Source organism: Paenibacillus gallinarum, assembly GCF_014836635.1.
Lineage (GTDB): Bacteria > Bacillota > Bacilli > Paenibacillales > Paenibacillaceae > Paenibacillus > Paenibacillus gallinarum.
The window spans coordinates 189,049-215,697 of the sequence record NZ_JACSQL010000009.1 but is presented as its reverse complement, the minus strand read 5'-3'; the positions used below and the strand labels follow the sequence as shown (position 1 = coordinate 215,697).

At 39.5% G+C, this 26,649-nt stretch carries 24 protein-coding genes; 4 read left to right on the top strand and 20 right to left on the bottom strand.

Annotated features, from left to right (window positions below; translation table 11 throughout):
* Window positions 1-11: 11 nt before the first annotated feature.
* From H9647_RS18320 to H9647_RS18235, 18 genes are all read right to left on the bottom strand, one after another.
* A complete protein-coding gene (locus H9647_RS18320) occupies window positions 12-5,282 on the bottom strand; it encodes a DEAD/DEAH box helicase (protein ID WP_191802641.1) in 5,271 nt (1,756 codons plus the stop codon).
* Window positions 5,269-6,336, bottom strand: coding sequence for a hypothetical protein (locus H9647_RS18315; RefSeq protein ID WP_191802639.1), 1,068 nt, complete (start codon window positions 6,334-6,336; stop codon window positions 5,269-5,271). The genes H9647_RS18320 and H9647_RS18315 overlap by 14 nt, the downstream gene beginning before the upstream one ends.
* Entirely contained in the window at window positions 6,333-8,294 is a 1,962-nt protein-coding gene (locus tag H9647_RS18310; protein ID WP_191802637.1) for a hypothetical protein, read from the bottom strand. Before H9647_RS18310 ends, H9647_RS18315 begins: the two co-directional genes overlap by 4 nt.
* Window positions 8,291-9,925 carry a hypothetical protein gene (locus H9647_RS18305; RefSeq protein WP_191802635.1) on the bottom strand — a complete coding sequence of 545 codons (1,635 nt, stop codon included), beginning with the start codon at window positions 9,923-9,925 and terminating at the stop codon, window positions 8,291-8,293. The genes H9647_RS18310 and H9647_RS18305 overlap by 4 nt, the downstream gene beginning before the upstream one ends.
* A gap of 476 nt (window positions 9,926-10,401) precedes the next feature.
* Window positions 10,402-12,036 (bottom strand): ribosomal protection-like ABC-F family protein, encoded by a 1,635-nt coding sequence (abc-f, locus tag H9647_RS18300; protein WP_191802633.1) that lies wholly within the window; start codon window positions 12,034-12,036, stop codon window positions 10,402-10,404.
* Between the two features lie 91 nt (window positions 12,037-12,127).
* Window positions 12,128-12,289, bottom strand: a complete 162-nt coding sequence (locus H9647_RS18295) for a hypothetical protein (protein ID WP_191802631.1) — start codon at window positions 12,287-12,289, stop codon at window positions 12,128-12,130.
* A 97-nt stretch (window positions 12,290-12,386) separates the two neighbouring features.
* Window positions 12,387-13,385: a glycosyltransferase gene (locus H9647_RS18290; protein ID WP_191802629.1), complete on the bottom strand. Its 999-nt coding sequence runs from the start codon at window positions 13,383-13,385 to the stop codon at window positions 12,387-12,389.
* Between the two features lie 137 nt (window positions 13,386-13,522).
* Window positions 13,523-13,738, bottom strand: coding sequence for a cold-shock protein (locus tag H9647_RS18285; protein ID WP_160032569.1), 216 nt, complete (start codon window positions 13,736-13,738; stop codon window positions 13,523-13,525).
* Between the two features lie 120 nt (window positions 13,739-13,858).
* Entirely contained in the window at window positions 13,859-14,062 is a 204-nt protein-coding gene (locus tag H9647_RS18280; RefSeq protein WP_191802627.1) for a cold-shock protein, read from the bottom strand.
* Window positions 14,063-14,446: 384 nt separating this feature from the next.
* Window positions 14,447-14,962 carry a DUF2179 domain-containing protein gene (locus H9647_RS18275; protein ID WP_191802625.1) on the bottom strand — a complete coding sequence of 172 codons (516 nt, stop codon included), beginning with the start codon at window positions 14,960-14,962 and terminating at the stop codon, window positions 14,447-14,449.
* A 260-nt stretch (window positions 14,963-15,222) separates the two neighbouring features.
* On the bottom strand, window positions 15,223-15,798 hold the full coding sequence (locus H9647_RS18270) for a PepSY domain-containing protein (protein WP_191802623.1): 576 nt from the start codon (window positions 15,796-15,798) through the stop codon (window positions 15,223-15,225).
* A gap of 135 nt (window positions 15,799-15,933) precedes the next feature.
* Window positions 15,934-16,659 carry a PepSY domain-containing protein gene (locus H9647_RS18265; protein ID WP_191802621.1) on the bottom strand — a complete coding sequence of 242 codons (726 nt, stop codon included), beginning with the start codon at window positions 16,657-16,659 and terminating at the stop codon, window positions 15,934-15,936.
* A 99-nt stretch (window positions 16,660-16,758) separates the two neighbouring features.
* The gene (locus H9647_RS18260; protein WP_191802619.1) at window positions 16,759-18,123 is read right to left on the bottom strand and encodes a sensor histidine kinase; all 1,365 of its coding nucleotides are present in this window, start codon (window positions 18,121-18,123) and stop codon (window positions 16,759-16,761) included.
* The gene (locus H9647_RS18255) at window positions 18,120-18,839 is read right to left on the bottom strand and encodes a response regulator transcription factor (RefSeq protein ID WP_191802617.1); all 720 of its coding nucleotides are present in this window, start codon (window positions 18,837-18,839) and stop codon (window positions 18,120-18,122) included. The genes H9647_RS18260 and H9647_RS18255 overlap by 4 nt, the downstream gene beginning before the upstream one ends.
* 30 nt (window positions 18,840-18,869) lie before the next feature.
* Entirely contained in the window at window positions 18,870-19,514 is a 645-nt protein-coding gene (locus H9647_RS18250; RefSeq protein WP_191802616.1) for an SDR family oxidoreductase, read from the bottom strand.
* Between the two features lie 186 nt (window positions 19,515-19,700).
* Entirely contained in the window at window positions 19,701-20,882 is a 1,182-nt protein-coding gene (locus H9647_RS18245) for an NAD(P)/FAD-dependent oxidoreductase (protein ID WP_191802613.1), read from the bottom strand.
* 37 nt (window positions 20,883-20,919) lie between these two features.
* Window positions 20,920-21,357 carry a DUF1641 domain-containing protein gene (locus H9647_RS18240; RefSeq protein WP_191802611.1) on the bottom strand — a complete coding sequence of 146 codons (438 nt, stop codon included), beginning with the start codon at window positions 21,355-21,357 and terminating at the stop codon, window positions 20,920-20,922.
* 770 nt (window positions 21,358-22,127) lie between these two features.
* Window positions 22,128-22,592, bottom strand: coding sequence for a DIP1984 family protein (locus H9647_RS18235; protein ID WP_191802610.1), 465 nt, complete (start codon window positions 22,590-22,592; stop codon window positions 22,128-22,130).
* Between the two features lie 227 nt (window positions 22,593-22,819).
* Here H9647_RS18235 and H9647_RS18230 point away from each other — a divergent pair, with 227 nt between their 5' ends.
* Window positions 22,820-23,344, top strand: coding sequence for a cupin domain-containing protein (locus H9647_RS18230; protein ID WP_191802608.1), 525 nt, complete (start codon window positions 22,820-22,822; stop codon window positions 23,342-23,344).
* 16 nt (window positions 23,345-23,360) lie between these two features.
* Here the strand turns inward: H9647_RS18230 and H9647_RS18225 are convergent, their stop codons facing one another.
* The gene (locus H9647_RS18225) at window positions 23,361-23,972 is read right to left on the bottom strand and encodes a TVP38/TMEM64 family protein (RefSeq protein WP_191802606.1); all 612 of its coding nucleotides are present in this window, start codon (window positions 23,970-23,972) and stop codon (window positions 23,361-23,363) included.
* A 156-nt stretch (window positions 23,973-24,128) separates the two neighbouring features.
* Complete coding sequence (locus tag H9647_RS18220) at window positions 24,129-24,290, bottom strand: hypothetical protein (RefSeq protein WP_191802604.1); 162 nt, start codon at window positions 24,288-24,290, stop codon at window positions 24,129-24,131.
* Between the two features lie 367 nt (window positions 24,291-24,657).
* Here H9647_RS18220 and H9647_RS18215 point away from each other — a divergent pair, with 367 nt between their 5' ends.
* Genes H9647_RS18215 through H9647_RS18205 form a run of 3 tightly spaced genes read left to right on the top strand, consistent with a single transcriptional unit; the run spans window position 24,658 to window position 26,592 of the window.
* Window positions 24,658-25,023 (top strand): GntR family transcriptional regulator, encoded by a 366-nt coding sequence (locus H9647_RS18215; RefSeq protein ID WP_191802602.1) that lies wholly within the window; start codon window positions 24,658-24,660, stop codon window positions 25,021-25,023.
* Between the two features lies 1 nt (window position 25,024).
* Complete coding sequence (locus H9647_RS18210; protein ID WP_191802600.1) at window positions 25,025-25,915, top strand: ABC transporter ATP-binding protein; 891 nt, start codon at window positions 25,025-25,027, stop codon at window positions 25,913-25,915.
* A 2-nt stretch (window positions 25,916-25,917) separates the two neighbouring features.
* The gene (locus H9647_RS18205; protein ID WP_191802598.1) at window positions 25,918-26,592 is read left to right on the top strand and encodes a hypothetical protein; all 675 of its coding nucleotides are present in this window, start codon (window positions 25,918-25,920) and stop codon (window positions 26,590-26,592) included.
* Window positions 26,593-26,649: the final 57 nt, after the last annotated feature.

The window sequence follows — 26,649 nt, the reverse complement described above, 5'->3', positions numbered from 1 at the left end:
AGAGTTTATTTCTAACTATGAAGTTTAGAAGAAGATTTGTCACTACTCATCAGTTGAAAATAGGCTTCAGGTAATGCTCGATAAATCAACCGATCAGATATTCCCACTGTATTTTTAGGAATGTTTCTATTATTTTTATTCCACATTGAAGGGTAAATGTAAACTTCCCTTAAATCATAGTCATTTCTTACAACCAGTTTATTATTAGTACTTTCAACATGAATTCCATTCAGTTCTATCAAATCTTTTATAGGTTTAAATATTTCTAATTGCTCGTTTAACTCATATTCTCTCTCAACCTTACCAAATTGTCCGTATCTAAGAAGCTGTAGTGCAGTATGGCGATCCATGCCATTTTGATTTCGTTGATTCCAAAAATGATTTAGACATTGATGACATGACGAAGTACACGTACACTCTTCCAATACTCGCTCTGTGTAATCCAAAAGTTCATTAATATGATTAGCAATTTCTGAACTATAGCCTGCACCACTAGACAAGCTGTCAAACAGATAGATATCTACGTAGGTATTCTCAGGAGAGTACCTTAAACGGTAACCGCTTTTTATTTCATTAAATTCAACATCTAGTAATCTTCCTGCTGCTAGTACTATAGCTTCAGATAAAGTCATGGCCGCTGTTTTAATCCACAAATCACTGATGTTTGTGTTCACCTGCTTATTGTCTAAAGTAAACTCAAGTATAACCATATCTGTGTTGAGATTGTGTCCGAGTACTACGTGCTCTACGTCATTATGATAACACTTCTTTTTTGAACGGGGATGGTTATAAGGCCTTCCAATTCCCTTCATATCTTCGTCACCAGTTACAGCTGCTCCACAATCTTTACAAACTTTAAATCCCTTTCCATTCGGTCCCTTGTTTAAAATAATGAGTGTTTGATCTGAACGTTCTGCTACTTTTATATATTTATAATCTGTTCTGCACATGTCATCCTGAGTAGGAGTAGCAGAATAACAAGGAGCTTCCGCATAAGATATTTCATTCTCTGCTTCCGACTCTGGAATACTCTTTGCACTAACTGGAGCGAATCCCCATGGTTTTAACATATGCTGAACATCTATGTTATGTTGTTTACAAAAAGGACATTCGTTCTCTTCTGGTTTATCTATTCCAAACCATCCACAAGATTCGTTTCTACAATAATATAACTGTTTAACATATTCGGCATTTTCAAAATAACTCTTAGCGGGTTTCTCATACTGACCAACCCGAAATTTAGAATGGAAATTATAAATGCCACCAGACTTGTACGTTTTCTTATTTACAACAAGGGTTCGGCCTGGTGCATACTCACTAATAGCCATATCCAGAGCCCGTTCAGGTTTTTGATCAATCTTCCCATCTTTATCTTCAATATAAAATCCAACTACATTTTTAGGGAAGGAATATGTTGGTAGGACGCTTTCTTCATACATCACATCAAGAAGAGACTTTTGTTCATCTCTTTCATTAATATAGTCAATTGCCTTTTCCTTAACCTTTAACTGAATTCCATCCAATAGAAATTTCAATGAATACTTAACATTAGTCAAATGAACTAGCTTAAGGTCTGGCAATATCACCTTCAATTCGTCTTCCTTTTTGTTATACTCTTCCAAGAAAGTGCAAAAACCGGAGTAATATTGATTATAGAAAGTCTCGATTCCGACTTTATCCATACCTTCATGAATTTCCATCATGAAATCAGTTAGAATAATCATATTCATATGTCGAGCTATCAGTTTTGGATTTTTTACGTCAATCCATGGCTTTCTTACTTTACCAGCTATTATTTCTTGTGGATGGCTAAAATAATAACTGTCATGTGGGCCATTATCAGTATAAGTAACAATGGTAGATATTGCCGAACTTCGTCTACCCGCTCGTCCTGCACGTTGCTGATAATTCTCGCGCATAGGAGGAATATTTCTTAATCCGACAGCTGTTAAAGAGCCAATGTCGATACCCACTTCCATTGTTGTAGTACAGCTCAGTATATCTACAGGCGTATCATCATTAATCTGAACATCCTGAAATCTCATCTCATAATCTTCTGTAGTCGACCACATCTTCTGACGTTGATCCTTATGAGATAACTGAGCTGTATGCTCCTCTGTGTTAATACTTGTTATAGATTTAAGACTCGACGAGTCTATAACTTCTAATACAGGTTTCCGCCAAAAATCAAAGCGCTGGAAGTCCCTTTCTGTCATAAGAGTTACATGGGAATCACCACAATGCGCACATTTCCCCCATAACGTTAGAGCAAAAACACCAGCACATTTTTCGCAATGATACCATTGTTGCTTATTGTTATAAGTCAGCATCATGGTGTTTAAATTCAAATAACTATTTTGGTTACCTTGCGGTGTGGCAGTATATTTAAGCATGCACTTATGAATAATGCTTACTTCTTCATTTGTAAATCCTTGCTCGGTGAGTATTTTTCTTATCCCACTAGGAAGTTTAGCATCACTAGAGATTCCAAACCTTCCGTAGCTCGTCGGACGGGCGTTTTCTCTGACTTCATCACTAATAGTATCTCCTAATGCATAACTATCTTTCATAACATAATTCGCCCAAGAAGAAAACAATTTCTCAAACTCTTCAGTAGAGAGATTAATATTATAATCACCTAGCTCATCTTCTACTTCAATCAATTTATCTTCGCTACATGGTTTTATGTAACACAGACCGATATCACTTAACGAACGATAACTACTACACATTAACTTTAATAATTGTTCGTCATATAGACCCGGAGTTGTATTAAAATCTATTTTAAGTGACTCATAATTTAATTCTCTGTTATGTCGTTTGTTTCGCTCTATTTTTTGTTTTACTTTTTTCATATCACCCACAAGACTTGTCTTCTGATCCCCATAGAACAAATGAAGGTTGTGAGTAACTGCAACCTCTAAAAAGGCTACATATAATAAATTTATAGTAGGCTGTTTGTTCCTTTCAACTGCCCATTTTTCAAGTTTCTGTACAGCAATCACCATAGCTTTTCTAACCGCTTCATCATCTGCCGCCCTTGTAAGGTCTTTAGCGAGTCCAGCAGCTCTTTGTCTGCTATCAGAAAACAAAAGAACTTTCCGTCCAGCATTAGGTAATTTTTCAATTAGCTTTTGATCAAAAATCGTAGGTGGTTGAATAATCAGTTGTTCAGAAACCAAATTATAAAAAGATTCATTTCCTTTTGTTATAAAATCCGAAGGTTTTAACTTTGATTTGCTACATTTAGGACAAGTATCATAGGTTAACTGCCCTGGTTTACCTTTTAATTCTTTTGCATTATATGCTACGTGAAGGAATCCTTTCTTATTGGCATGAGTATCATCGGTAAAAAGCAATCCAGTCGCTGCATGCAACCACCCAACTTTTGTTTCATTAGTCGTCTTTTTATAATTCTGTCCAGGTATTATGTAGAAGTGGACTTCTTTATAACTCTCATCATAGATTTCTCCTATTGAATTCCACACAAAATCTTTGGTATTAGATGATTTTTGATACATATATCCCTTTAAGAATAGAGCACCACATCGACGATCATTTAATAACTCATAAACCCTGCTACCGCAACAGTCACACGTATCACGGACATTACCAAAATATAATTTCCCAAGTCTGTAGTCATCATCAGAATGAGCAGCACAACAATCGGGATTACTACATACGTAAATCCCTTGAAGCCCTCTAAACATCATATGAAGTCTGGCTGGAAATAATATTTGTCCATCTTTGTTCTTGGCTAGCGGAGCTAATGCTAGTAGAACCTCAGTTGCTCTACTAGCCTTTTCTACCTCGCTCTCTGGAAATGTAGATCTAGATAATTCAGCATAAGATATCGCTTTTCCTCTGCAAGCCTTCAAGATTAAATTCATAGGCTTACAATTAATTAAATATTCATATAGCCATTGTTGGGAATCTTGATAATTATGGAATTTAATATTTTCTGATGTATAAACTACTTTAGCGAATCGTTCTATAGCCAAAAGCTTGCTATTCTCATCTCCAAGAAAAGTCGATATATCACATTGAGTAAGAATCTCCGCAGACAAATCTATAGAATCCACTAAATTCAATTCCTGTTGTTCTCCATAAATAATATCGAATGTAGATTGTTGGGCATCCTGAGCAGTCAAATTATTGGCAAACTCAGTTATGTATTTTTCCCCTTCAGAAGGTACACTCGCACTGGTTAATATAAACCTAACTTTATTCCTTGTAATACCTAGCTTATGAAGTAATCTCCTAATTAATAGGGCTACTTCACCACCAGATGCACCCCGATACATATGTGCTTCATCGATTACGATAAGCAATTTATTATCTTCATCTTGATTAAGCCAATCCTTTGTACTATCCCAAATTGTTTGCTCAGCAGGTCGTATAATCATATATTCAAGCATTGAGTAATTAGTAATAAGAATATCAGGGCATAATTGTTGCATTTCTTGTCGTGTTATCAATTCGGCATCATGATCATGAGTGATGTGTTTTCCTTGTGTGAGTCCACTAATATATTCCTCAAGATTATATTTTGCTGGATACTTTCCAATCTTTCGAAGTTTTTGCTTTGTGGTTTCTTCTTTATTTAATAAACTATCACTTAGTGTTCTTGCTAGCTGCTTATCTTCATCATGATTCAATTTACCCGGATAAGGGGTTCGACCTGTGTACATGCCAAACTGAGGTACTCGTAACTGATCATTACCTGTAAGCCTATTAAACACCTCTCGAAAATCGCCGTTTTGATCACCAATCATTCGACGGAGGCGGCCAATTTGATCGGATACCAATGCATTCATTGGATATAACATTAACGCTCTTACACCTCTATGCTGCCATGTTTTTGGTTTTGTTGCAGCTTCATTTACAATATTACTGATCATTGGCCACATGAAACATTCCGTTTTACCTGAACCGGTTCCTGTTGTAACAAATAGGTCTTGACCACGATAAAAACTTTCCAAAGCTTTTATTTGATGTTTAAAAGGATGCGGAAACACACCTAGATTTTTATCAGACATCTCGGTTAGTATATTTTTTATTTTATTAGGGATTTCGTTACTTTGTTGTATCCCATTAGTAATGACTTGATATGCTGGATTCGCCTCAATGTAAGGTTTTTGAAACAATGTACCCTCTTGTTCAATCATTTCATTACAAGCCTCTAACAAGAATTTGTTCTCACCTAAATACTGGGCTCGAATATAATCAATAAGTTTTTGCTTCAATGCATTATGTGTCCCATGCACACTATAGTTTTCCATTGGCGGAACCCTCCAGACTGATATTCAAATTGCTTAATAATTGCTTTACAAAATCCCACACAGAAATATGAAATACTAATTTACGCATATCATAAATATTATGAACAGGCCACCCGAGAATACCTAATATTTTTGTTTCATTTGACGGTAGACCATTATATAAATGTAATTCTACTAAATCTACATCTGAATGTTGAATATATTTAGCTTTTGCTGAATTACCTGCAGAGTGTCTTAATGCATACATGTACCTCCGTACTTCAAATGTTTCAACAAAATATTCACTGAGTTGACTTGTGTATATTTTTCCGTCCATCTTCTTTACGAATCCAAAGTCCTTATTACCTTTTAAATATAACGGATGACGATACAACGTTATTTCTGTATCATTCTCCTTGAATTCGTAGTCCCAACTATATGAAAAGTTTTTTTGACTGAATTTATTGAATAATTGGTATGGTAAATCATTACTCCAAGCTACCCATTCCATTTTTTCTAATATTTCATTTAAGAGTACATCTTCGGTATTTTTGCTCAAACTGTAAAAACTAAATAAATCTGCTCTTGGGTTCAGAACTAAATTATCAGTTAATTCATCCAACTGTGATATTCCAGTTACACCTAACAAGTCAAAATTCTTGATTCCTCTGATGATACTCATATTTTCATTGGCTAGACACCAAGCATAGTGTGGAAGTGCAAGATCGGTGCTGTATCCTACTTCAACCAATTCCCCGGCATTACATAATCGTTCCATAACTGTTCCAACTGGATCAGATTCTTTATCAGGCGGATAAAACCATTGTCGGGTTGAAGGATACATCTTTATCATCTCATCAATGAAAGGTTGGCATCGATTTCTAATGTGAGTTTTACTAACTCCTATCTTACTCTTTTCAGGAAAAAGAATATCCTCATCTAATGTTGAATATCTAATCCACATCGCTAAAGCAGAATAAATTATTCTAGAAAAATACTGTTCTTCAGTTTCAAGAGGGATTTTTACTATTTTCAAATCTTTTGCTATATGATGAATTATAGGATTACTAATCATATACTATCCACTATAAAGGAGTTTAGAAATTTAAACATTTCAGGTTCTAAGTTCTGTTGTTGGATATATTTGCTTAACTCCTCTGTCTTTTTTGTTTGTCTACATAACATTGTGAGTGAGAATACTATTATGCAATAGAAGGCTTTGTTTATATCAAGTGAATCTATTACTGCCATTACTTCTGCCCACCTAATTTTTGTTGATGGGGAGAGAAAATATATAGGTGCTATTTTTTTTAAATGTCTTAGATTAGTTCTTACTAAATTTTCATCAATAGTATAGTTGAAAACAGTTATATCAGTCTTAGTTTTAATCAGATCACCAGGATTTTTCACATATTGTAAAATTGAGTCAACATCTATTGGTACCATATAGTTAAAAATACTTTGTGATATTAAATTTAAGTGTTCTGATGATTCCATAGAGAATAGAATAAATTTATCGTTATTTTGTTTTAATAGAGGTAGGTATATAAAATCAGAAATATTATCTACAGCATTCTCAATAAGTAATACTTTGCTCATAGATGAATTCACAACTCGATTTAATTCGTTCATATCATCGAATCCTGGAGGAAGTGATATAATATCCGCATTTGAACCATTAAACAAATTTGATAAAGCATTAGCCATTTTCCTAGTATTGTATCCTATCAATAATGGGCTCATTCCTGACACAAAAATGGCATATAAATACCTGGCCATATCATTAATATAAAAATCTTGTACTCCACTTATATTCAGATTGTCCGATAAATCTTCAATAAAATCGAACCTATCCACCGTTTCTATATCTACTTCTGATTTATTACCAGCTATAAAATGAACCCTATTTTGACTTCTCATATTTGTTGATTCAAACCCAAATTTACTCATTAAGTCCTTTATATTTGATATTACTTTTCCTCCGTTTTCTTCATACGATAATATAACTTTTTCTAATTCCGATTTTTTATAATCTAACTTTTCAACTACCAAAGTAAGGTTATTCTTGTGCCCCTCTAATATTCTGATTGTATGTTTCAAATTTGCCTGTTGATTTAACAATTCAGTATTTAAAGTATTCCATTTCGATTCAATTTGGGGTATCATTTCTCTTTCTTTTTTATCCAATAAAGAAGTTATATTCGATATTTTATTTTCCTGTTCCTTGATTTTGTTAATCATACTCTGTTCCCTTGATTCTAGTTCGTTTATACGTTTCTTACTTTTGATATTTCCCTGTACCTTTTTTTCTATATCAAGATTATACTCTGCTTCTCTATTCTTAAATTCACGATCTTTAGTAAATATAATTGATTGATACTCTTTCCTTACTTGTTCCAAAATTTCTTGTTGCTGTTTAATCTGATTCTCCTTATCTTTTAGCTCATCCTTGAGATTATATGTTAAGTCCTTAATCTCTTGTTTGTATTTTTCAGATACTTCCTTTTCCACTAGCAATCTAACGGACCTATTCACTAAAAGTTGTTCAAAATTTTTATGTAGATATTGAAGTTGGTCATCTGTTAGCTCAATATTCAACATTTTAAAGTAGACTATTATTTTATCTGATTGATCATAATTATTTTCTATTAAAAGATCTAATAATTTCGTAAAAGTATCTATATTATTACTTTTGATTTTTTCTTTTACTGTTTTAGCAGGTTCAATTCTGTCTGAAATTAACTTATCCATTTTCAAAGTATAGCCTTTAACCAAGTTATTAAGTTGAAGAGCTAATGTTATATTTTTTCCCGAATATATGCTTTTATAAAAGATCTCCTGAAATCTTTTTATAGGCAACTTATCAGGTCTAAAACCTTTTAAATAAGTTCGAAATTTTCTTTCATTACTTTTTATTTCTTCAGACAGCTTTGAGACAGGAAACAAAGATATTATAAATTCAAATTCGGTTCTAGAGTAGTTTTCAATAAAATGATCTACAACTGCTAACTGAGTACTAGCTGATAAAGTCATTTATATTTCCCTCCTTCGTTTTTCTGAATACTTCTTAGTATTTTCAGTCCTTCTATAGGAATTTTATTTAATGACAAGTAGGATTTTAGTAACATTTTAAGTTGTGAACTTTCTTCAATCTGACTTATTATAGATTTAACAAAATAAGGAGGTTTTACAAACGGTCCTTTAAGTCTAATCAATCTGTTAAAGATATCGTCGCCATTATTAACCTGATTAATTATACTTTCCTCTTCGATGAATTTTAGCAATCCGTAAAATTGTCCTGCACTAACTTCTACTATTTTGTCACCATAGGTTAAATCTTCAATTACATGCTGTTTGGCGCTTTTTATTTTATATTTCGTCACTTTCTCATTATGAAAATGTAATATACTACTTCTGCTATCAGAGTAGATATTAATTGCATTACGATAAGGAAGATTTGATAGTTGGGCAGACTCAAGCCTATTTCCATTAAGATCTTGTATAAGAATTGAATTTTTATAGCATTTTATATTCATTTCTTTTTTTCGTAATACAGCATAAATCGAACTGTTTTTCCCCCTAATAGTTAATGCTAGCTCAATGGTAGGGATATGAATCTCTATCAACTTAGTATCTTCTCCTACAAATTTTCCCGTTATTCGATTATGGTTATTTTCATAATGTGAGTATACTGCAGTAAACTCTTTATCAAAATTTTTTAATAAAAAGAAATTATTATAGCTTCTTATACAGTTAATCTGATTATCACTTTGTACTGTAGGAGGCCAAACTGGAATTAAGGAAGCTGAACTTAAAAGTAAACTAACTTTAAAATGCTCTCTACAAAATTCAATCAATTTCAAGAACTGTCGATCATTTTGAGGTTTGAAGCATATTTTATAAATTTTGTAACTTTCAATCTTTTCATCTCTTCTTAATATAATAGAGCCACTGTTCGAGATTTCAATAGAACTATAATTCTGAGTTAACAACTCATTTCTACATAAATATAAGTACTCTGTTTGTGTTGTTATTTCATCATTAATTCTAATTTTTCTACCACCATATTCGTTAAATGTGAATAAAGCCCCCCCATCCGGTATACCTTCTATAAAATCCCCCCACTTTTCTTTTATTTTTACTACTTTTGAAGATGGTGAATAGTGAACTATATATCTACTTGATATAAAATCAACTTTCATGAGATTAGAAGATTCACTTTTAAAATTTGTATGGTTAATTAAATAGTTAGTTCCCACTTCTGATCGGCTGGCATCATAAGACTTAATAGTAACTTTTAAATTATCCATCTCAACATCTGTAATCAGTGATTCATCCAGTCCATAAAAGCCTATACACAATTCATACTGTTCTTCGCTGAATTTTCGAAGGTATAACGGAAGACCTAATCTCTCGTAGATAGAATTATTATAATTTTGTGAACTAACCCTCCGTTCACACTCTTTCGTCACTTCATTTTGCCTAGCATGTTTAAAATGAGGGGTTCTATTTGTCGGGAGTACAAAGCCTACATACTCTCCACACTCTGGACAAACAAATTGTTTTGCAGCTACTCCAATTGAATGTGTGTACAAACTCTTTGCATCAGTAGCTGCAACTGTTCGGATTTTACCCAGTTGATAGTATTCTATAGCAGAATCCATTAAACCACTTCCGTTATCTCAAGATTATGATTTTTATAAATAGACATTTCTATAATTAGACCTTTTATCCTAGTTATAAATTAAGAAGTCTCACTAAATATGATCCAAAGGATTCATTCTATACATAATCTAAACTTCTCAATTACCATTATATAGAACTAAATAGCTATATAATACATGAATTTGCAAAAAGTGAGGGTTAAGAATGAAATTTAATTTACATCTTGAATAGCTCATCTGTACTCTTCGTATTTACGTACTCCTTAGAAAATCAGTTGCAAAATTACAGGACACAGGTAACACCTTGTCAGCAAACAATCGTTTTGATCAAACGCATTTAGCTTGAACTGACTTAGTCTTCTAACAACGAATCTTATGGCAACCTTCTCCCTCAGTTCGAGTTACAAGAAAACCCGCCCTTTACGGGCGGGAGCATTCTACTCTATTTATTTCTAACCTACACCCTCAAACTCTCACTACCGCTCACTTCGCTTCACCGCATAATCATCATAGTTCCCCAGATAAGCACTCAGCTTCCCCGAATCCAAAGACCATACTTTCCCCACAATACGATTAATAAAATACCGATCGTGAGAGATCGCAAGTATGGTGCCTTTGTATTCGTCCAGCGCTTCTTCCAGTGCTTCACGGGAGGTGATGTCCAGATGATTAGTCGGCTCATCGAGCAGAAGTACATTTGGTTTCTTGTTCACAAGAACAGCTAGACGGAGCCTTGACCACTCACCGCCGGATAACTTGCCGATCTCCCGGAATACCTGCGGGCCATAGAACATATACCTCGCGAGCACCGATCTCGCCTCTCCTTCTTCCATGGGTGCATGCTCCCGGAAATAGGCGAGTACGGTTTGTTTCGGCGTCTTGATCTCTTCCTGCTGTGCGAGATAGCCTACACTAACTCCCGCGCCCCATTCCATATATCCTGCATCCGCAATCTCTTGACCTAACAGCAACTTGAGAAAAGTAGTCTTGCCAGATCCATTTGCGCCAAGCAGCGCAATCTTATCCTGATAAGCCATCATTCCTTCTACTCCATCTAAGATGGTCTTATCTCCATAATGCTTGGTCAATGCTTCAAATAGGAGAACGATCTGTCCAGAACGCTGATCGGGTCTGAGTGCAAATTCAGCTTGTTTCTGTACAAGCTTTGGTTTCTTCATCTGCTCTATTCGAGCAAGCGCTTTACGAATAGAGGCGGCACGCCGGAAGAACTTTTCGTTCCCACCAACTCGTCCCCACTCTTCGAGCTGACGAATGGTCTCTTTCATCTTCTTGATTCTCTTCTGCTGCTCTTGGTACTCGGCAAACTGCTGCATGAGCCGTTCTTCTTTTGCTATGACATAACGGGAATACGTTCCCGGATAGGAGAATGCTTCCCCATCTTCTAACTCAATGATCTGACTTACCACTCGGTCCAGAAAATAACGGTCATGTGATGCGAGAATACACGCACCGGGATAGTTTCGTAAAAACTGCTCCAGCCATTCTACCCCAGAGAGATCCAGGTGATTCGTTGGTTCATCTAATAGCAGCAGTTCTGGCTTTCGGATCAGCTGTGAAGCAAGGACAATCCTTGTCTTCTCCCCGCCTGACAGGGTGTTGAAGTTTCTAACATACATCGCTTTATCTATCTGCAGACCGGTTGCCACCATATCGATGCTGGCATCCATCTCATAGCCACCTTCTCGCTCATACTCTTCCTGGAGAACCGCATAACGATGTAGCAACTTCGCTAGAAACTTATCATCTGCAGCCGCTTCCGAACTCCCCATTTGCTGTTCTAACTGAGTCATTTTCTGTCTTTGCTCTAATAGATCTTCGAACCCGTGGGCGAGCACCTCATATACTGTTTGGTATTCAAATTCCGCCGGAATCTGCGGCAAGTATCCCACTCTTACCTCTTTCTTCACCGCAAGCATACCTGCGTCCGGTTTATCTATCTTGGAGATCAAGGACAGTAAAGTAGACTTTCCGCTCCCGTTCACGCCAATAAGTCCTACTTTTTCTCCTTCTTTTACTTCAAAAGTTACATTATCTAGCACGAGGTTTGCCCCGTGATATTTTTTTAATTGTTGTCCGTTTACGATGATCATGATTTGTATCCTCCTGAGTAGGAAGATGCATCTCACCACACAAAAAAGAGCCGCGGGAACAAGCCCGCGACCCTTCACTCGGAAATAGGTACTACAATCCGCTTGAGGTTAAGGTAGGCATCTTCTCGAAATGGTTAATCTTATCTAGTGCAAAATGGACAGACTTCTCCCGTGATAAGAAACCTCTGAAGAAAATGCCAGACAGTACCATCGGCAGCTGGCTCAAGCGGCTGTTCACCATTTCAATATTCACCTACCTCACCTCCTTTTCTAAAAGTTATGGTTAATATATCACATTTGGCTACGCTATAACACCTGGCATGCGCCAAGAAAATAACTATAACCGTTTATTACCGAAGCCATGATTCAAAAAAGGCCCGATACCCTTCCTTCATCACCGTTCTCGAAAAAGCACCAAACGCATACTCCCTGTTATCTTCCGATACTTTGCGAGGTGCGGCGGATGCCATATTGATCAGTTCAAAGAAGTTGCGTTCATTTCCGCCAAACGTATGGGTCGAACTGATATGTCCATAACAAGGATGCTCTGGCTTTACGACCATTTTCCCCATCGCCATCGCTTCGGTCAGCGGCATCGCAAACGTATCAAAACGCGAAGAACTCCAATATACCTTAGAAGAATTCATCAACTGGAACACTTCATCCTGGCTAAGCGCAAACTTCAGCTTCACGTTATTTGGGATATCGTACTTCTTCATACTTTCTTTATAGCGCTCGCCGCCAAATACCATGTAGACTTCTTTATCCGGATTCTGATGCGCATATTCAATAACCAGATCAGGGCGGCGGTTTGCTTCATCCCGTCCGATCCACATAATCCGGTTGTCGACGACAGCAGAAGGATCATAATGTTTATGGGCTAGTCCTTCATCAAAACCAATTGGAATCACCGTCACATCATGAACTCCATACTGAGCGGCCATCTCCCTTTTCAGGAAATCAGTCTGCACAATCGCTTTGTCCACGATCTGGTAGAAAGGCTTCATCATTTCATACCCTGTCAGAGCAGGATCAGGGAAGCTGTGCGGAAATAATACGCTGTTCTTCAGAAACATTTTCAGATAGGTAAATCCGGAAACCGTATAGATGACATGATCGATATTCTGTGAATAGATCTGATCGAGAACGATATCATAGTTGACTAGGTCGCCCTTTTCATGCTCATATCCCGGAACCCAGTCATAACCGCTCACATGACGCTCTGGTGAGATGAATACAATCTCTACACCGAGCTCTTCCCCAATTGCTTTCAACCGGTCTGCAAAAACCCGGGGTCCCTGCGCCTCCGTAAACTGAATTTTACGCATCACAAGTCCTACTTTATCCATCACATATCCTCCTTTTCCAAAGCACAAAAAAACCGCCATATGGGAAGGAGAATCCTCGCCGTATCGCGGTACACTTACAGAGTTTTGCTATTTTTACAAAGACTTACTTATGCAAAAACGATTATGGTACTAACTCGTTACCCTTTTTTCATTGCTTTCAAATCATTTGCTGCGTTGGATAACACGGGCAACATTCTCATTTCCCGATCCATCGGTGAGGAACATAAACTGCATTGCGGCTCGCTCTCAAACGCGAAATCATCACGCATCCAACCCTTGCAGTCGTCATTGGTACAAGACCAGACCTTCGTGTTCTCCTCGGGGATTTCCTCTGATACTTGACGTCTGTACATGAATACTTCCCCCCTATCTACAGAATAAACGAATCTCGATCGCATACTCCGTATCGCTTTTTTGGAATGAAAACAAGAGCTGCCTTCAACTTGTCAGTCAAAGGCAGCTTGCAGGTCGGATTAGTATACTTTTACTACGTTCTCTGCTTGTGGTCCGCGGTTACCTTGTACCACGTTGAATTCAACGCGTTGTCCTTCGTCGAGGGTTTTGAAACCTTCGCCTGTGATTGCGCTGAAATGTACGAAAACGTCGCTTCCGCCTTCAACTTCGATAAAACCGAAGCCTTTTTCTGCGTTAAACCATTTAACTGTACCTGTTTGCATTTGGTCATTCTCCTTTACACTTATATTAATATGGTTATTTTCTTTGAAAAAAATTCACATATTGGAAAAAGTGTCATTTTCGGAATGAGTCTCTTTCCAAAATGTGAATTACAACTGACAGAACTAATAATAGCATATTTACCAAATCAACGCAAGAGATCGGAGCAAAAAATGGTTTAATTTGACATGAATGTATGGGCAAAAAACCGTCTTGATTGTATAACTTCGCTTCCCCATTATTACCACAAAAATAGGGGCTTCATACCATTTACGTATATAATATCATCGATTAATTGCCATGGATAACCTAATTTTCAAATTAGTTTGTTATTATATGTGTAAACATAAGAAGCATGCCAACCGGCATGCTCCTGCTTTTTAGCGCTATCTTTTGATAGAACGCGTCCAAAATCCACCATGGAATTGTTTGGGTTCTACGGTAATAATAAAAGCTTTTGAATCGAGTTCCAAGATCGTCTCATACAGTTTTTTCTGGTTTTTTCGTTTCGCCAGTATTTCCATTACCAGCCGATCTCCATCTCGCCCATTCCCAAGCCAAGAAGTTACGCCATACCCTTTTTCCCGAAGCGTCGTCACAATCGTACCACGGGTCTGATCGCATATTACCTTGACGGTTATATAACCAAGTGCGATTTTTTCTTCAATCCAAGCACCGATCAGAATACCTAATCCATAACCAAGTGCATATACAACGAGAGCCGAAATCTGGTCTAAATAATTAAGCACTAAATTCAGTCCGAGTACATAAATCACAATTTCAACCATACTGATCAAGGCTGCGATGTACTTTTGACCCTTTAGTGTCAGAATCATGCGCAGGGTATACGCCGAGACATAAACAATTTGGATTGCAAAAATAAAAAGTAGTGTTTGAGCCATGGCTACACTCTCCTAACTGCCGAACTTTCCGCAAAACGAACTTTCTATCTTATAGAACGAAAAATAAATAGGGCTTCTAATAAATCATAAACCATACCATCCAAAATACCACATCTTTGTTGTCATGAAACCCCTTTTTATTAAATTTCATATATTAGCCAGCGGAAAAGTTACTTCAAAGTTCATCGGCAAAGCAAAAGAGCACCTGTCATTACTGACAAGTGCTCTTCCTATTTTTTTCTGCAGGAAGCTATATTAAATTAGTCGTTATCACGGATATCGGTGTCAACAGACAATACGTCTCCTGTATTAGCATCAATGGTAACATCCGTTTCATATTTATTATTTACGAGTTCAATTTCATACTCATAACGTCCATCATCAAGATCAAGCTCCGTGCTGATTACTTTGCTGTTATCCAGTTCTTTTAAGGCAATTTGGGTTGCTTTTTCAAGTGAAATCTTAACATCTGCATCTGAAGCCGTCACTTCGAAATCCAGATCTTGATTTACAGTAAGCACTTTTCCTGTATAAGCATCAATCAGAACGGTAGCATCGGCCTTAGCTGACTCGATCTCTACCTCGTAGTATACTTTTCCGTTCTCTTTCTCTAAATCAATATCATCAATGGTACCTTGTACCTCTTTAAGTGCTGCTTCTTTTGCCTGTTGAACCGTGATCATCTTGCTTGTTGTTGAAGTTGATGTGGATGTTGGTGCAGAGGATAGTTGACTAGCCTCTACCGTTGATTCTCCACCTGTATACGCTGCTGCTCCACCAATTACGAGCGCCGCACTCAGAACTCCACCCGCTAAAATACGTTTATATTTCTTCATATCTCATCGACTCCTCTTCTTATTTGTTCTTTCGTCTCACTTGCTGCTTACAAATACATCTTACCTCTGCCAAATGAGAGTAAAGAAAGAGTTAGATTAGAATTCGATGAGAAAAGAAGAAGAGCTTCTTAAGAATTAGTCATCCCAGGTCACCGATTGAACTTTTCCAGTGATCGCATGAATTTGAATAACGGCTTCTTTATCATCGTCCGTCTCAATTTCCACTAAATAATAGGGATGGCTTGTGTCTTCGCCTCGAAGTTCGGTATCATCTACTTCGCCTGCCACTTCTGCCATAGCAATCTTCTCTACTTCTTCTTCCGCTAGAAATTTTTGTTTCTCTTCTTCGTCAACTTCTTCGTCATCCTCTTGATCGATGGTAACCGTTTGTCTCGACAGCACTTCTCCTGTATAAGGATCAATCTCAAATAGAGTACGCTCTGTATCCGTCTTTACTTTCGCTTTGTAGATATCTTGGTCTTCCTTCGTAATCAGCTCTAAAAAGAGCAGTTTGCCTCCGGTTTCACTCAGCAACTTCTCTTTCACTGTATCCCGGCTAAGAATGGCACGTTCTTTCTCCCCTGATTTACTAATTTGCTGAATAGATAATATGCTTCCATTGCTGCTATCCACGGTAAACTCATACGTTCCTGTATCCGTACTTATTCGTAAATGGTATTCCCCATTCTCAAGTGAACTCTTCTCCACTGTACCTGGATATTGGCTTATCACCGTCTCTTCCACTGCCTCGGCTGACAGAACCGAATCCGCATGATTCCATGGCTGAACAAATAAAAGAATCAGTCCGATTAAAACGGCGGCTCCGCCCCCCGCATATCCAAGCTTTTTCTTGATATCCATTGTAAAAAGCTCCTTCCTGTTTACACTTCACACTTGGTTTCAGTATAGCGCTTAACTATGAGAATTCTCTGAGAAAAACAAATCATCTTACCCTTCTATTTAGGCAAGATGACTTGTTGGAAATTGGATATAAGCAGTGGTGCCTTTACCGTAGGTACTTTCTAAACGAATTTCTGCCTTAATCTGTGCGGCAATCTCACTCGCTAGTGACAAACCAAGACCCGTTCCGCCCTGTTTGCGGGACCTTGCCTGATCTACCCGATAAAAACGGTCAAATACTTTGGGAAGTTCATCGGCAGGAATCCCTGGCCCATAATCCGTTACACTTATAGTAATGTAACTCGCGTCAGGCTGAACACGGATAAGGATGGAGTCCTCGCTATATTTTCTGGCATTATCCAGTAAAATAACGAGCAATTGCTTCGCCTTGTTGATATCGGTAGAAGCAATGCAAGGTTCAGATGACGCAGTTTCGACCTTTATTTCCCTCTGATACGCTGTCCCATATGAACGGGCCATATCGGTTACCATGCTGGTTAGATCGTGCTTCTCTAAGTTGATGCTTCCGGACTCTGTTTGTCTAGCCATCATCAGCAATTGTTCTGTCATCTCTCGCATCCGAATTGCTTCCGAATGAATCGCTTCGACAGATTCTTCAAAGAGGTCTGGGCGCGACATGCCTCTCCTTTTTAGTAGGCTGGCATAGCTCTCAATCACCGTCAGCGGTGTCTTGAGTTCATGAGAAGCATTCGAAACAAATTGTTCTTGTTTCTCATAATTTCGCTCAAGTCTGCCCATCATCCGGTTAAAAGTCTCACCCATTTCATATAGCTCGTCTTTGGACTGGTTCTGCAGATCAAGGGTTTTGAATCCGCCGCCATCCTCAATGATCTTCATCGTCTGCGTCATACTCGATATCGGCCGTATAATAATGCTTCCAAGCAGCCTGCTTGAAACAAGTACAGCTAGTAGGGCAACCAGGCTGACTGAAATCAGTACAACCTGGAGCACCTTCAGATTGTTATCTACACTTGCGAGGCTTTCTGTCACTTGAAGGTTTACCACTTCTCCATCGGCCCATATGACGGGCATGGATACAAAGACATAACGTACATTGTCTATTTTTAATACTTCGGTATGTTTATTAGGATAAAAAGTAGGGGTGGTCTGAGCCAGGCGCTGTTCCGAGAGCGAAGTAACCGCAGGCGGGTTATCGCCTGTCATTCTCACCATCCTAAGCATCCCTTCTGCTGGAACAAAGGAACGCAGCAAATCATCCGGAGCTACGATATCAGCTGCATTACGCACACCCGTTGAGATCGAGTTCGCTTCTGCTTCTGCTCTTTTCATCTGGGTATCTGTCGACATTCGGTCAAACATGAAATAGATAAATCCATTAATTAGCAGCAGCAAGACAATAAAAAGTACCGAAGTATATACATAGATGGTTGTACGCAGCTTCATGTCTCGGTCCTGAGAACGTAACCTACACCGCGAACCGTATGGATCAGCGGGGAACGTCCATGATCTATTTTCTTACGAAGATATCGGATATAAACATCTACCACATTGGTGTCACCCATGTAATCATACCCCCATACTGCCTCGAGAATCTGCTCCCGGTTCAGGACTTGCCGCTGATTACGAAGTAAATAAACCAGCAGATCAAACTCCCGCGGAGTAAGCTCTATTCCATCTTCGGCTCGCAGTACCTCTCTAGTTTTTTCATTAATCTTCAGGTCACCGGCGGATAGCCATACTTCCTGGTTCTGATTTGGTTCTTCTGTTCCCGTCATGCTTGATTTCTGAACTTTACTATGTAAACGGAGGGCGGCACGGATCCGGGCAAGCAGCTCTTCAATCTGAAAAGGTTTTGTGACATAATCTGTCGCCCCAAGATCAAGGCCGGAGACCTTATCTTCTACGGAACCCTTAGCTGTCAGCAGAATGACAGGGATGTGTTCGTCATGACTGCGTATCCGCCGCAAGACTTCGATCCCGCTAAGACCCGGTAACATGATATCAAGTAATACAAGATCAAAATCACCATTTTGAAAAGCTTCCAGCCCTTCCGTACCACTCATTGCCTTGGAGACCTCATAATCTTCATACTCCAATTCAATTTCTAACACCCTAGCAATCTTCTCTTCGTCTTCCACTATGAGAATGGATGGTTTCATAGCTCCTCCTCCGCTTTACTCAAAGCAACATTATATATTTTGCACAACTTCTTGAATCGAATGCTCTCCAGACACAAGAGGAATCGCTTTTCTATAAGTATTCTCTGCATTTAATACAGCTACAATTACGGATGCCACATCTTCACGCGGAATGCTTTTCTCTCCATGTTCCGTATCTGTTGTTATTTTACCACGACCCGGTTCATTCAACAGCCCGCCTGGGCGCAAAATCGTATATTGCAATGATGACTCTTCCAATAGCTTATCTGCATAATGTTTGGCTGCGTAGTATGGTTTAATTTGATCTGACCAACGCGTCCGATCTTCTGCATGCAGAGCACTTACCATAATATATCTTGAGATTCCTGCCTGCTCTGCAGCCTCCATCGTTTTAACAGCTCCATCAAGATCGATAAGCAGGGTCTTATCTAAACCAGTGTCTCCGCCGGATCCTGCCGTAAACACGATTGCATCACTGCCTTTCATCGCGTGTGCAAGCTCATCCACGGTTCCTTCCAGATTTGCAAGTACAGGCTCTACACCCGCCTTATCAAAGGCGTCAGCCTGCTCCTTTTTACGAACCATCGCTCTAACCGTATGCTCTTTGTCATCCTTGAGCTTGGAGATAACCTGTTTCCCGATCTGTCCGTTTGCCCCAATTACTAAAATATTCATCTTTCATTTCTCCTTTCAAAAGTGAAATTCATAACATCCATTCTCTCCCTTCATTTACCCTTCAGGCAAGATATATAACAAGTCTGCTCATGATGAAGTGCAGGGTGATCCCTCCTTATAAGATGAAAAAAGAAGGCAGACAACCCATGATGGGCGTCTGCCTTCCTATTCTTCTATCGAAATAGATTAGTACGCAAGAGCGAACAAACCATCGATATGTTTTAGATAACGGATGTTACTTGCTTCTTTCATAAGCGTTGCAGGCAAGCCTTTCAGTCGAGTCTGGCTTCCGCCCAGCATAGCAATCGCATCTTTACGTCCCAAGCTTCCCAGCGTACCGGAGAAGACTGGAGTAAAGACTTCAAAATCGCCGCCTTTGATGGTAGCAGCAAGGTTATGTCCAATGGTTTCACCCATTTGCCAAGCAAGCTGAGCTGTTGGAGGATAAGGACGAGCACCTTCGCTAGGAATCACGACTGCACTATCACCCGCGATGAATACATTCTCGTGGGAAGTAGAGTGTAGTGTTTCTTTTACGGTTGCACGGCCACGGTTTACTTCGATACCACAGTTAGCTACCACTGCGTTACCTTGTACTCCGCCTGTCCAGATCAGTGTGCTGGTTTCGATGGAACTTCCATCTTTCAACATTACTGTGTGTTGCTGCATTTCTGTGATTGCCACACCAACGATGAATTTCACACCGCGTTTTTCAAGACTTGTTTGAGCACGCTCAACAAGCTCTGGCGGGAATCCTGCAAGAATAGAAGGACCTGCTTCTACATTGTAGAGTTGTACTTCTTCACGTTTGATTCCTTTTTGTTTACATACATGATCCAGAATGTCAGCATATTCGCCAACAAGCTCGATACCTGTCAAACCGCCGCCGCCGACAACGATTGTTGCGTCTGCTTTGTTTCCGGTTTTTTTGTAATTATCCAGGCAAGCTTCCACGTGTGCACGGATTTTGTTAGCATCACTTACGGATTTCAGAGTAAAGCTGTACTCTTGAAGTCCTGGGATACCGAAGAATGCAGTTTCACTACCTAGAGCAACGACAAGGAAGTCATAGCTGTAGATTGTTCCGCTCTTCATAACAACTTTGTTCTCATCTGGTTTAATCTCAGATACCGTGTCAATTTTAAGATTTACGTCTTTACCACGAAGAAGTTTCTCCAGTGGAAGTGCAACTGCTTTTTCTTCGATGGAACCTGCAGCAAGACGATGTAATTCAGTAATAATTTGGTGAGTTGGGAAGCGGTTTACAACCGTAATGGTTGCTTCTTCAGCGGACAAGTATTGACGTGCTGATAGCGCGCTAAGCAAGCCGCCGTAGCCGCCGCCCAGGATCAAAATTTGCTTCGACATATCCATCCTCCGTTCTTACTTTCGTATCAATAACTTTTTAGTCTTGTTTTTGCCCTTGACGTTCGTTGAGCACATTAAGAAATGCTTGAGCAAAACGAAGAGATTGTTGTACGTTAGGATCTTTCAACATTTTGAGCATACCGAAAAGACCAACAGAAGACTGTTCCGCATGAGCACGGTCTCCAGCTTCAATAGCCGCGGATGCTACCCCTTTTGCTTTTTCTACAACAGGCGTTGTAAATTCTCCAAGAGCGACTTTCATGTCGTTAACGAAGACTTTATCTGTTGCCAAGCCTTGAGCGAAGTCATAAGCTTTTGTCATAGCAGTTACCATTTCAGCCAGTTTAGGTAGATTCTCCACAAGAACAGTAAGAGACTCTTGAACCTCCGGCTTCATCAATTGATCAAGTACATCCTGATTTTGTGCAGGAGCTGCACCGTTTACTGGTACCTCTTGTTGAGTCGGTTGTGACATAAGAGAACGTCCTCCTTTACTTTGGGTTAAAAAGCCCGCTTGCTTGACCCTACCTGATAATCAAATGAACGATCCGTGAGTGTACATTGTAATGTAACAAATTTCACACATTAGAAAAAGCCGCGGCCTTTCAAGCGGCACAGGCAGCTTTACCCTACACATGTGATGTACTTCATGGATCTTTTGCAAAGATGAATAGTTGTTTATTCCATCGCAATCACAAATTTATCCGAACAGGCCAATTACGAACCTATACCCTAATATTACACTTATTACACATAAACACGAGTTAAATCTAATTATACTTGTGAATACCTTGTGAACATTGTAACAAAACCTCTATTTTTGTCAATACAATGAATTTTTGCTTTTAGGCTTGAAAAAGGCACTTATTCTCCCCTTTTCTACTATATACAGTACTAGTTAATACCATAGCTAACTACATCTACTTATTATAAAAGTATAATTTTACCATTCCCGTTTTTTTGAAATGACTTTCCTTTTTTAACTTACAGAATAGCAGTGGGAAGTCCTATAGTCCCCACACCCAGCCCTCGCCAGTTGAAAAAATCAGCATATGGTAGTAAGTAATAACATTAACTCGTACGGTTGTAAATGGTGCGTGGGCTAAATTGTAATTATAGGGCGCCCGGTTCCCTTCACCATTTTATGAGATCCAGACTTGACCCGCTGGGAGGCTTATGCTCGCTTTTTTTCATTCTGACTACCAACACTAGGACTTCTCTGCTGCAATTTGTTCTGATCGTATTTTATGACGATTCTATAAGTTCGGTTGTCCAGTTGAGTTCTTGAATACGCGTATCAAGTGTGCGATGTTCTTTAGCAAGTTCATCTACTTGTTTCTGCAGTGCGCTGATATCAACGGTTGTTATAAATTTAATCTCTGTCCTGCTGGACCGGTCATAACGAATAGACGCCGTATCCATGACATCACTGAGAACACTTCGTTTCAATTGGAGCTTCTCCCGGCGTGCAAGCGCATCGGTAATCGTCATTCCCTCTCCGTATTCCGTTTGTGAATTGGTTCTGTTAATTTTCTGAACAAGGGATTCGAACTGCTCAAGTACTCCATTCACTTCACGAAAAAGATCAGACGGATTCTCGGCTGCCTCTTCGCCTTCCTGAATCTTAATCACATTACGCAAACGAAATCGAAGTTCCTGGATTTTCTTTTGTAGATCGGAACGTAGAATGAGTGCTTCGGCAAGTTTCATAATCGTAGTTAAGCCTCCACATATTAAAGGTATTCTTATTGTAACTCATTGGTTTACCGATATCCAATCTCTTACATTTACTCGGGTTATCTCCTGTTTAACACTTCTTCAGGTGTGGTACATAACAATTAATAGTAATTTTTGGAATATTAAAAATGCAAGCCATGATAAGAGGCACAGATGGCCTTATTTCATGGCTTTATTTCTACCAAAGGAGGGGGTTTATTATGAAAACGACCCATTTAGAGACCAGTGTATATTACTTTAAAGATGACGGGATGATTCCCAACAACCCTGATCTGCCTGTCATTCTCTATCCAGGAGCATTACGCGGTGAAGAGCAGAATACGGAGGAGATTTTCAACAAGCATAACTGGCGAAACAGCTGGACAGGCAGTGTATTCCCGTACCATCACTATCATAGCAACTCCCATGAAGTACTCGGCGTCATCAAAGGATCGGTCAAACTCCACATTGGTGGAGAAAAGGGGATTATTCTAACTGCATCTGCCGGCGATATTCTGGTCCTTCCTGCGGGAACAGGTCATAAAAAGCTGGAGTCAAGTCTCGATTTTCGGTTGGTAGGCGCCTATCCAGATGGAATGTCCTACAATACCCACAAGGGAGGCAAAGGGGAGCGACCAGAGGTACTCCATGAAATCGCTCGTGTTCCCCTCCCAGATCAAGATCCCCTGCTAGGTGCCGAGGGTCCGCTGCTCGTCCACTGGAAAAAGGAAGAAAAACCGAATTAACATGAGCTTCTACAACTCACTGTATTTTGGAAGGCCCTGTATAATATCGTTCGATCTTTCTGCTGATCCAAATCGTGCATCCTATGAACATAAGAATACCGACTAAAATTAGGGGCTGTTCCATAATAGTGACTAGATTCGTACCGATAAAGGTCACATAAAACACCATAATCCCTTTGCCGAGTGTGGCAGCAAGTAAAAAAGAGCGCGGGCGCATCTGAGAAATACCCGCTGCCATATTCACAAGGACAAATGGCCCTACCGGAAACATGCCGAGTAAAAAAACATAACTGAATGCATTACGCCGGATCCAGATCAGACTTTTCTGAACTTTTGGTCTCTCTGCCCAGTGACTTGCCCATCTTGTCCCTGCGAGCTTCCGTATGACCATAAAGGTAACGAAACTTCCTCCTACAAGTCCGATCCAGGAGTATAAGAATCCTGCCCATCCATACACAAGTCCATTCGCCCCCACAATGAGCAGCGTAGGCAGAGGCGGAATAAATGATTTCATAAACGCTAGAAAAATCCCGGGTAAGGGACCCAGTGCCCGAAATTTTTCTAGCAGTCTAACTATATTGTCTTCGGTAAAAAAGGAGATGAATTCGGATACAGTGAACCCTTCCATGCAGCGCCTCATTCCTTGCATTTGAATTGTATTGCCTTTACCTACTCACAGTATATCTGACCAACTTCATCATTGTATGAAGAGTTCATTGATATTAGGTGAGACTATAAGAAGAACCTGCCATCCATGATCACGAGGCAGGTTCTTTAGATTATTCTATGATATTGATTCTGAAAACTTCATTGACTGGTGCAGCGCATCTGGCGGTACAGACGACAGATTGGGAGAAGATCCTGCAACTTTTCCACATTCATGGAGAATATGTTCCACATGTTCCAAAACGTCTTTTACTGCTTTTCCACAAGCTTGACACTTCATTATAAAATCACCTTTAATCATATATTATTAACCAAGAATGAGATCATTCTAATGTAGTCCATGTCCCTGTTATGCTAAACATGGATGTGAGGTACTGCTCGAATATTTGGCTTCTTACCTTGCCCTCTTCCTATTAACCTCCTGCGAGTCTCACGAAACGGAAATAAACCTCTCCTTGGTCCGGACTTCTATTATATTCAGCTCGTTACCGAAATATGACACCCTTTTCCCCACTAAAATAATAAACGCTTCAAATGAAAAAAGGTTTCGTGCATTCGTCTATTTTTACCATATATTGTTGACTAATCCTTTGTTTGGTTGTATGGTTAATTACATAAGTAACTAACCAACTTGGTGGTGATAATGTATGGGTATGCAGATGGATGATGACCGCCCAATCTTTTTACAGATTGCAGAACGAATTGAAGATGACATCCTCGAAGGAAGGCTGCCCGAAGAATCCCAGGTCCCTTCCACGAATCAATTTGCATCCTTTTATCAGATTAATCCGGCAACAGCGGCCAAAGGTGTGAATCTCCTGGTCGATCAAGGAATTCTGTATAAGAAGAGAGGGATTGGCATGTTTGTAGCAGAAGGAGCACCGGCTGTTCTTACCCAGAAGCGCCGTGAGCAGTTCTATGAACAGTTCATTATCCGGATGGTGCAAGAAGCGCAGAAGCTAGGGATCAGCAAAGCCGAACTATCTGAAATGATACACAGGGAGGAGAAGTAGAATGGCAGATGTAATTGAGTTAAATGGCTTGACCAAAAGCTATGGAAAAACATTTCATGCCCTACAGGATCTTAACCTCACCATTCAGGAGAACAAAATTTACGGACTGCTTGGGCGTAATGGAGCAGGCAAAACAACACTGCTTCATCTTATATCGGCCCAGCTCTTCCCCACGTCAGGAGAACTTAAAGTGTTCGGCGAAGCACCATATGAGAATAAGGAGGTCCTTCGGCAGATTTGTTTTATTAAGGAAAGTCAAAAGTATCCGGATACGTTTCGAGTACGTGATGTACTCTCGTTAGCCTCTTCTCTTTATCCTAACTGGAATGCTCTACTTGCTGACTCCCTAGTCTTACAGTTCAACCTGCCCGCAAATCGAAGAGTCAAAAAACTATCAAGAGGCATGCTTTCTTCTGTCGGCATCATTATCGGTCTTGCCAGCCGAGCTCCGCTTACGATCTTTGATGAACCTTATCTTGGGCTTGATGCCGTGGCCAGACAATTATTCTATGACCAGTTAATTCAAGATTATATGGAATATCCGCGCACCATTGTTTTATCGACACATCTTATTGATGAGATTAGTGCCATGCTCGAACAGGTGATTGTACTTCATGAGGGTAAGCTTCTGCTAAATGAAGAAGCGGAACAATTTCGAGGATCTGCTTTTCATATTAGCGGCAAGCAGTCTGATGTAGATCACTTCATTACAGGAAAAGAAGTGCTTCATCAAGAAGTGCTGGGCTCCATGTGTAGTGCTGTCGTTCGAACCCCCAACCAAAAAGACTTCCACAAACAAGCAGAATTAAACAACCTCAAACTTGCTCCCGTCTCTTTACAACAGCTCATGGTGTACTTGACCAAACAAACGAACCGAGAAGAGGTGAAATAAGGATGCCAGCGATCAAAACAGTAATACGTACCCATCTTGTAGATTATTGGTTATGGCTTATTGTTCCCCTCATTGTGCTTATGAGCAGTTTTGTAGTTAATTTGATCGTCAGTATATCGATTGGATCATTTACGACCGGCGGTCTGATGTCCATTTATGGGTTCGTGATGAGTGTTGGAATTGCCGTAATTCCCATGAATTTTTCATTTTCACTCAGTTTCGGTATTCGACGTAAAGATTACTTCTTAGGTACAATCAGTTTGTTTCTTCTCTTCAGCCTGATCGATTCCATTGCACTTACCCTCCTTAGAGAATTAGAACAGCTTACTTCAGGCTGGGGTACAGGGCTGCACTTCTTTGATATCCCTTTTCTGAGCAGTCTCTCCTTCCTGCATCTCGCCCTGCTGAACTTTGTTGTCATATCCCATCTGTTTCTATTCGGTTTTTTGCTATCGAGTATAGCGAGAAGATACGGCAAACTGGTCTTAACAAGCCTCCTCCTGCTCGCCGTCATCCTTCTTGGAACAGGCAGTGTTCTAATGACGTACTGGAAATATTGGGGCGAATTCGGCAGATGGGTCATAACCTACCAGACCGATATTCTTTGGTTCCTCGCTCCTCTTACTTTGCTGTATGCTTTCCTATGTTATATGTGGCTGCGAAAATCCACGATCTAACCTACACAAAAAAGAAGCATCCCCGGCATAAACGGGAATGCTTCTTTTGTCTAGTCA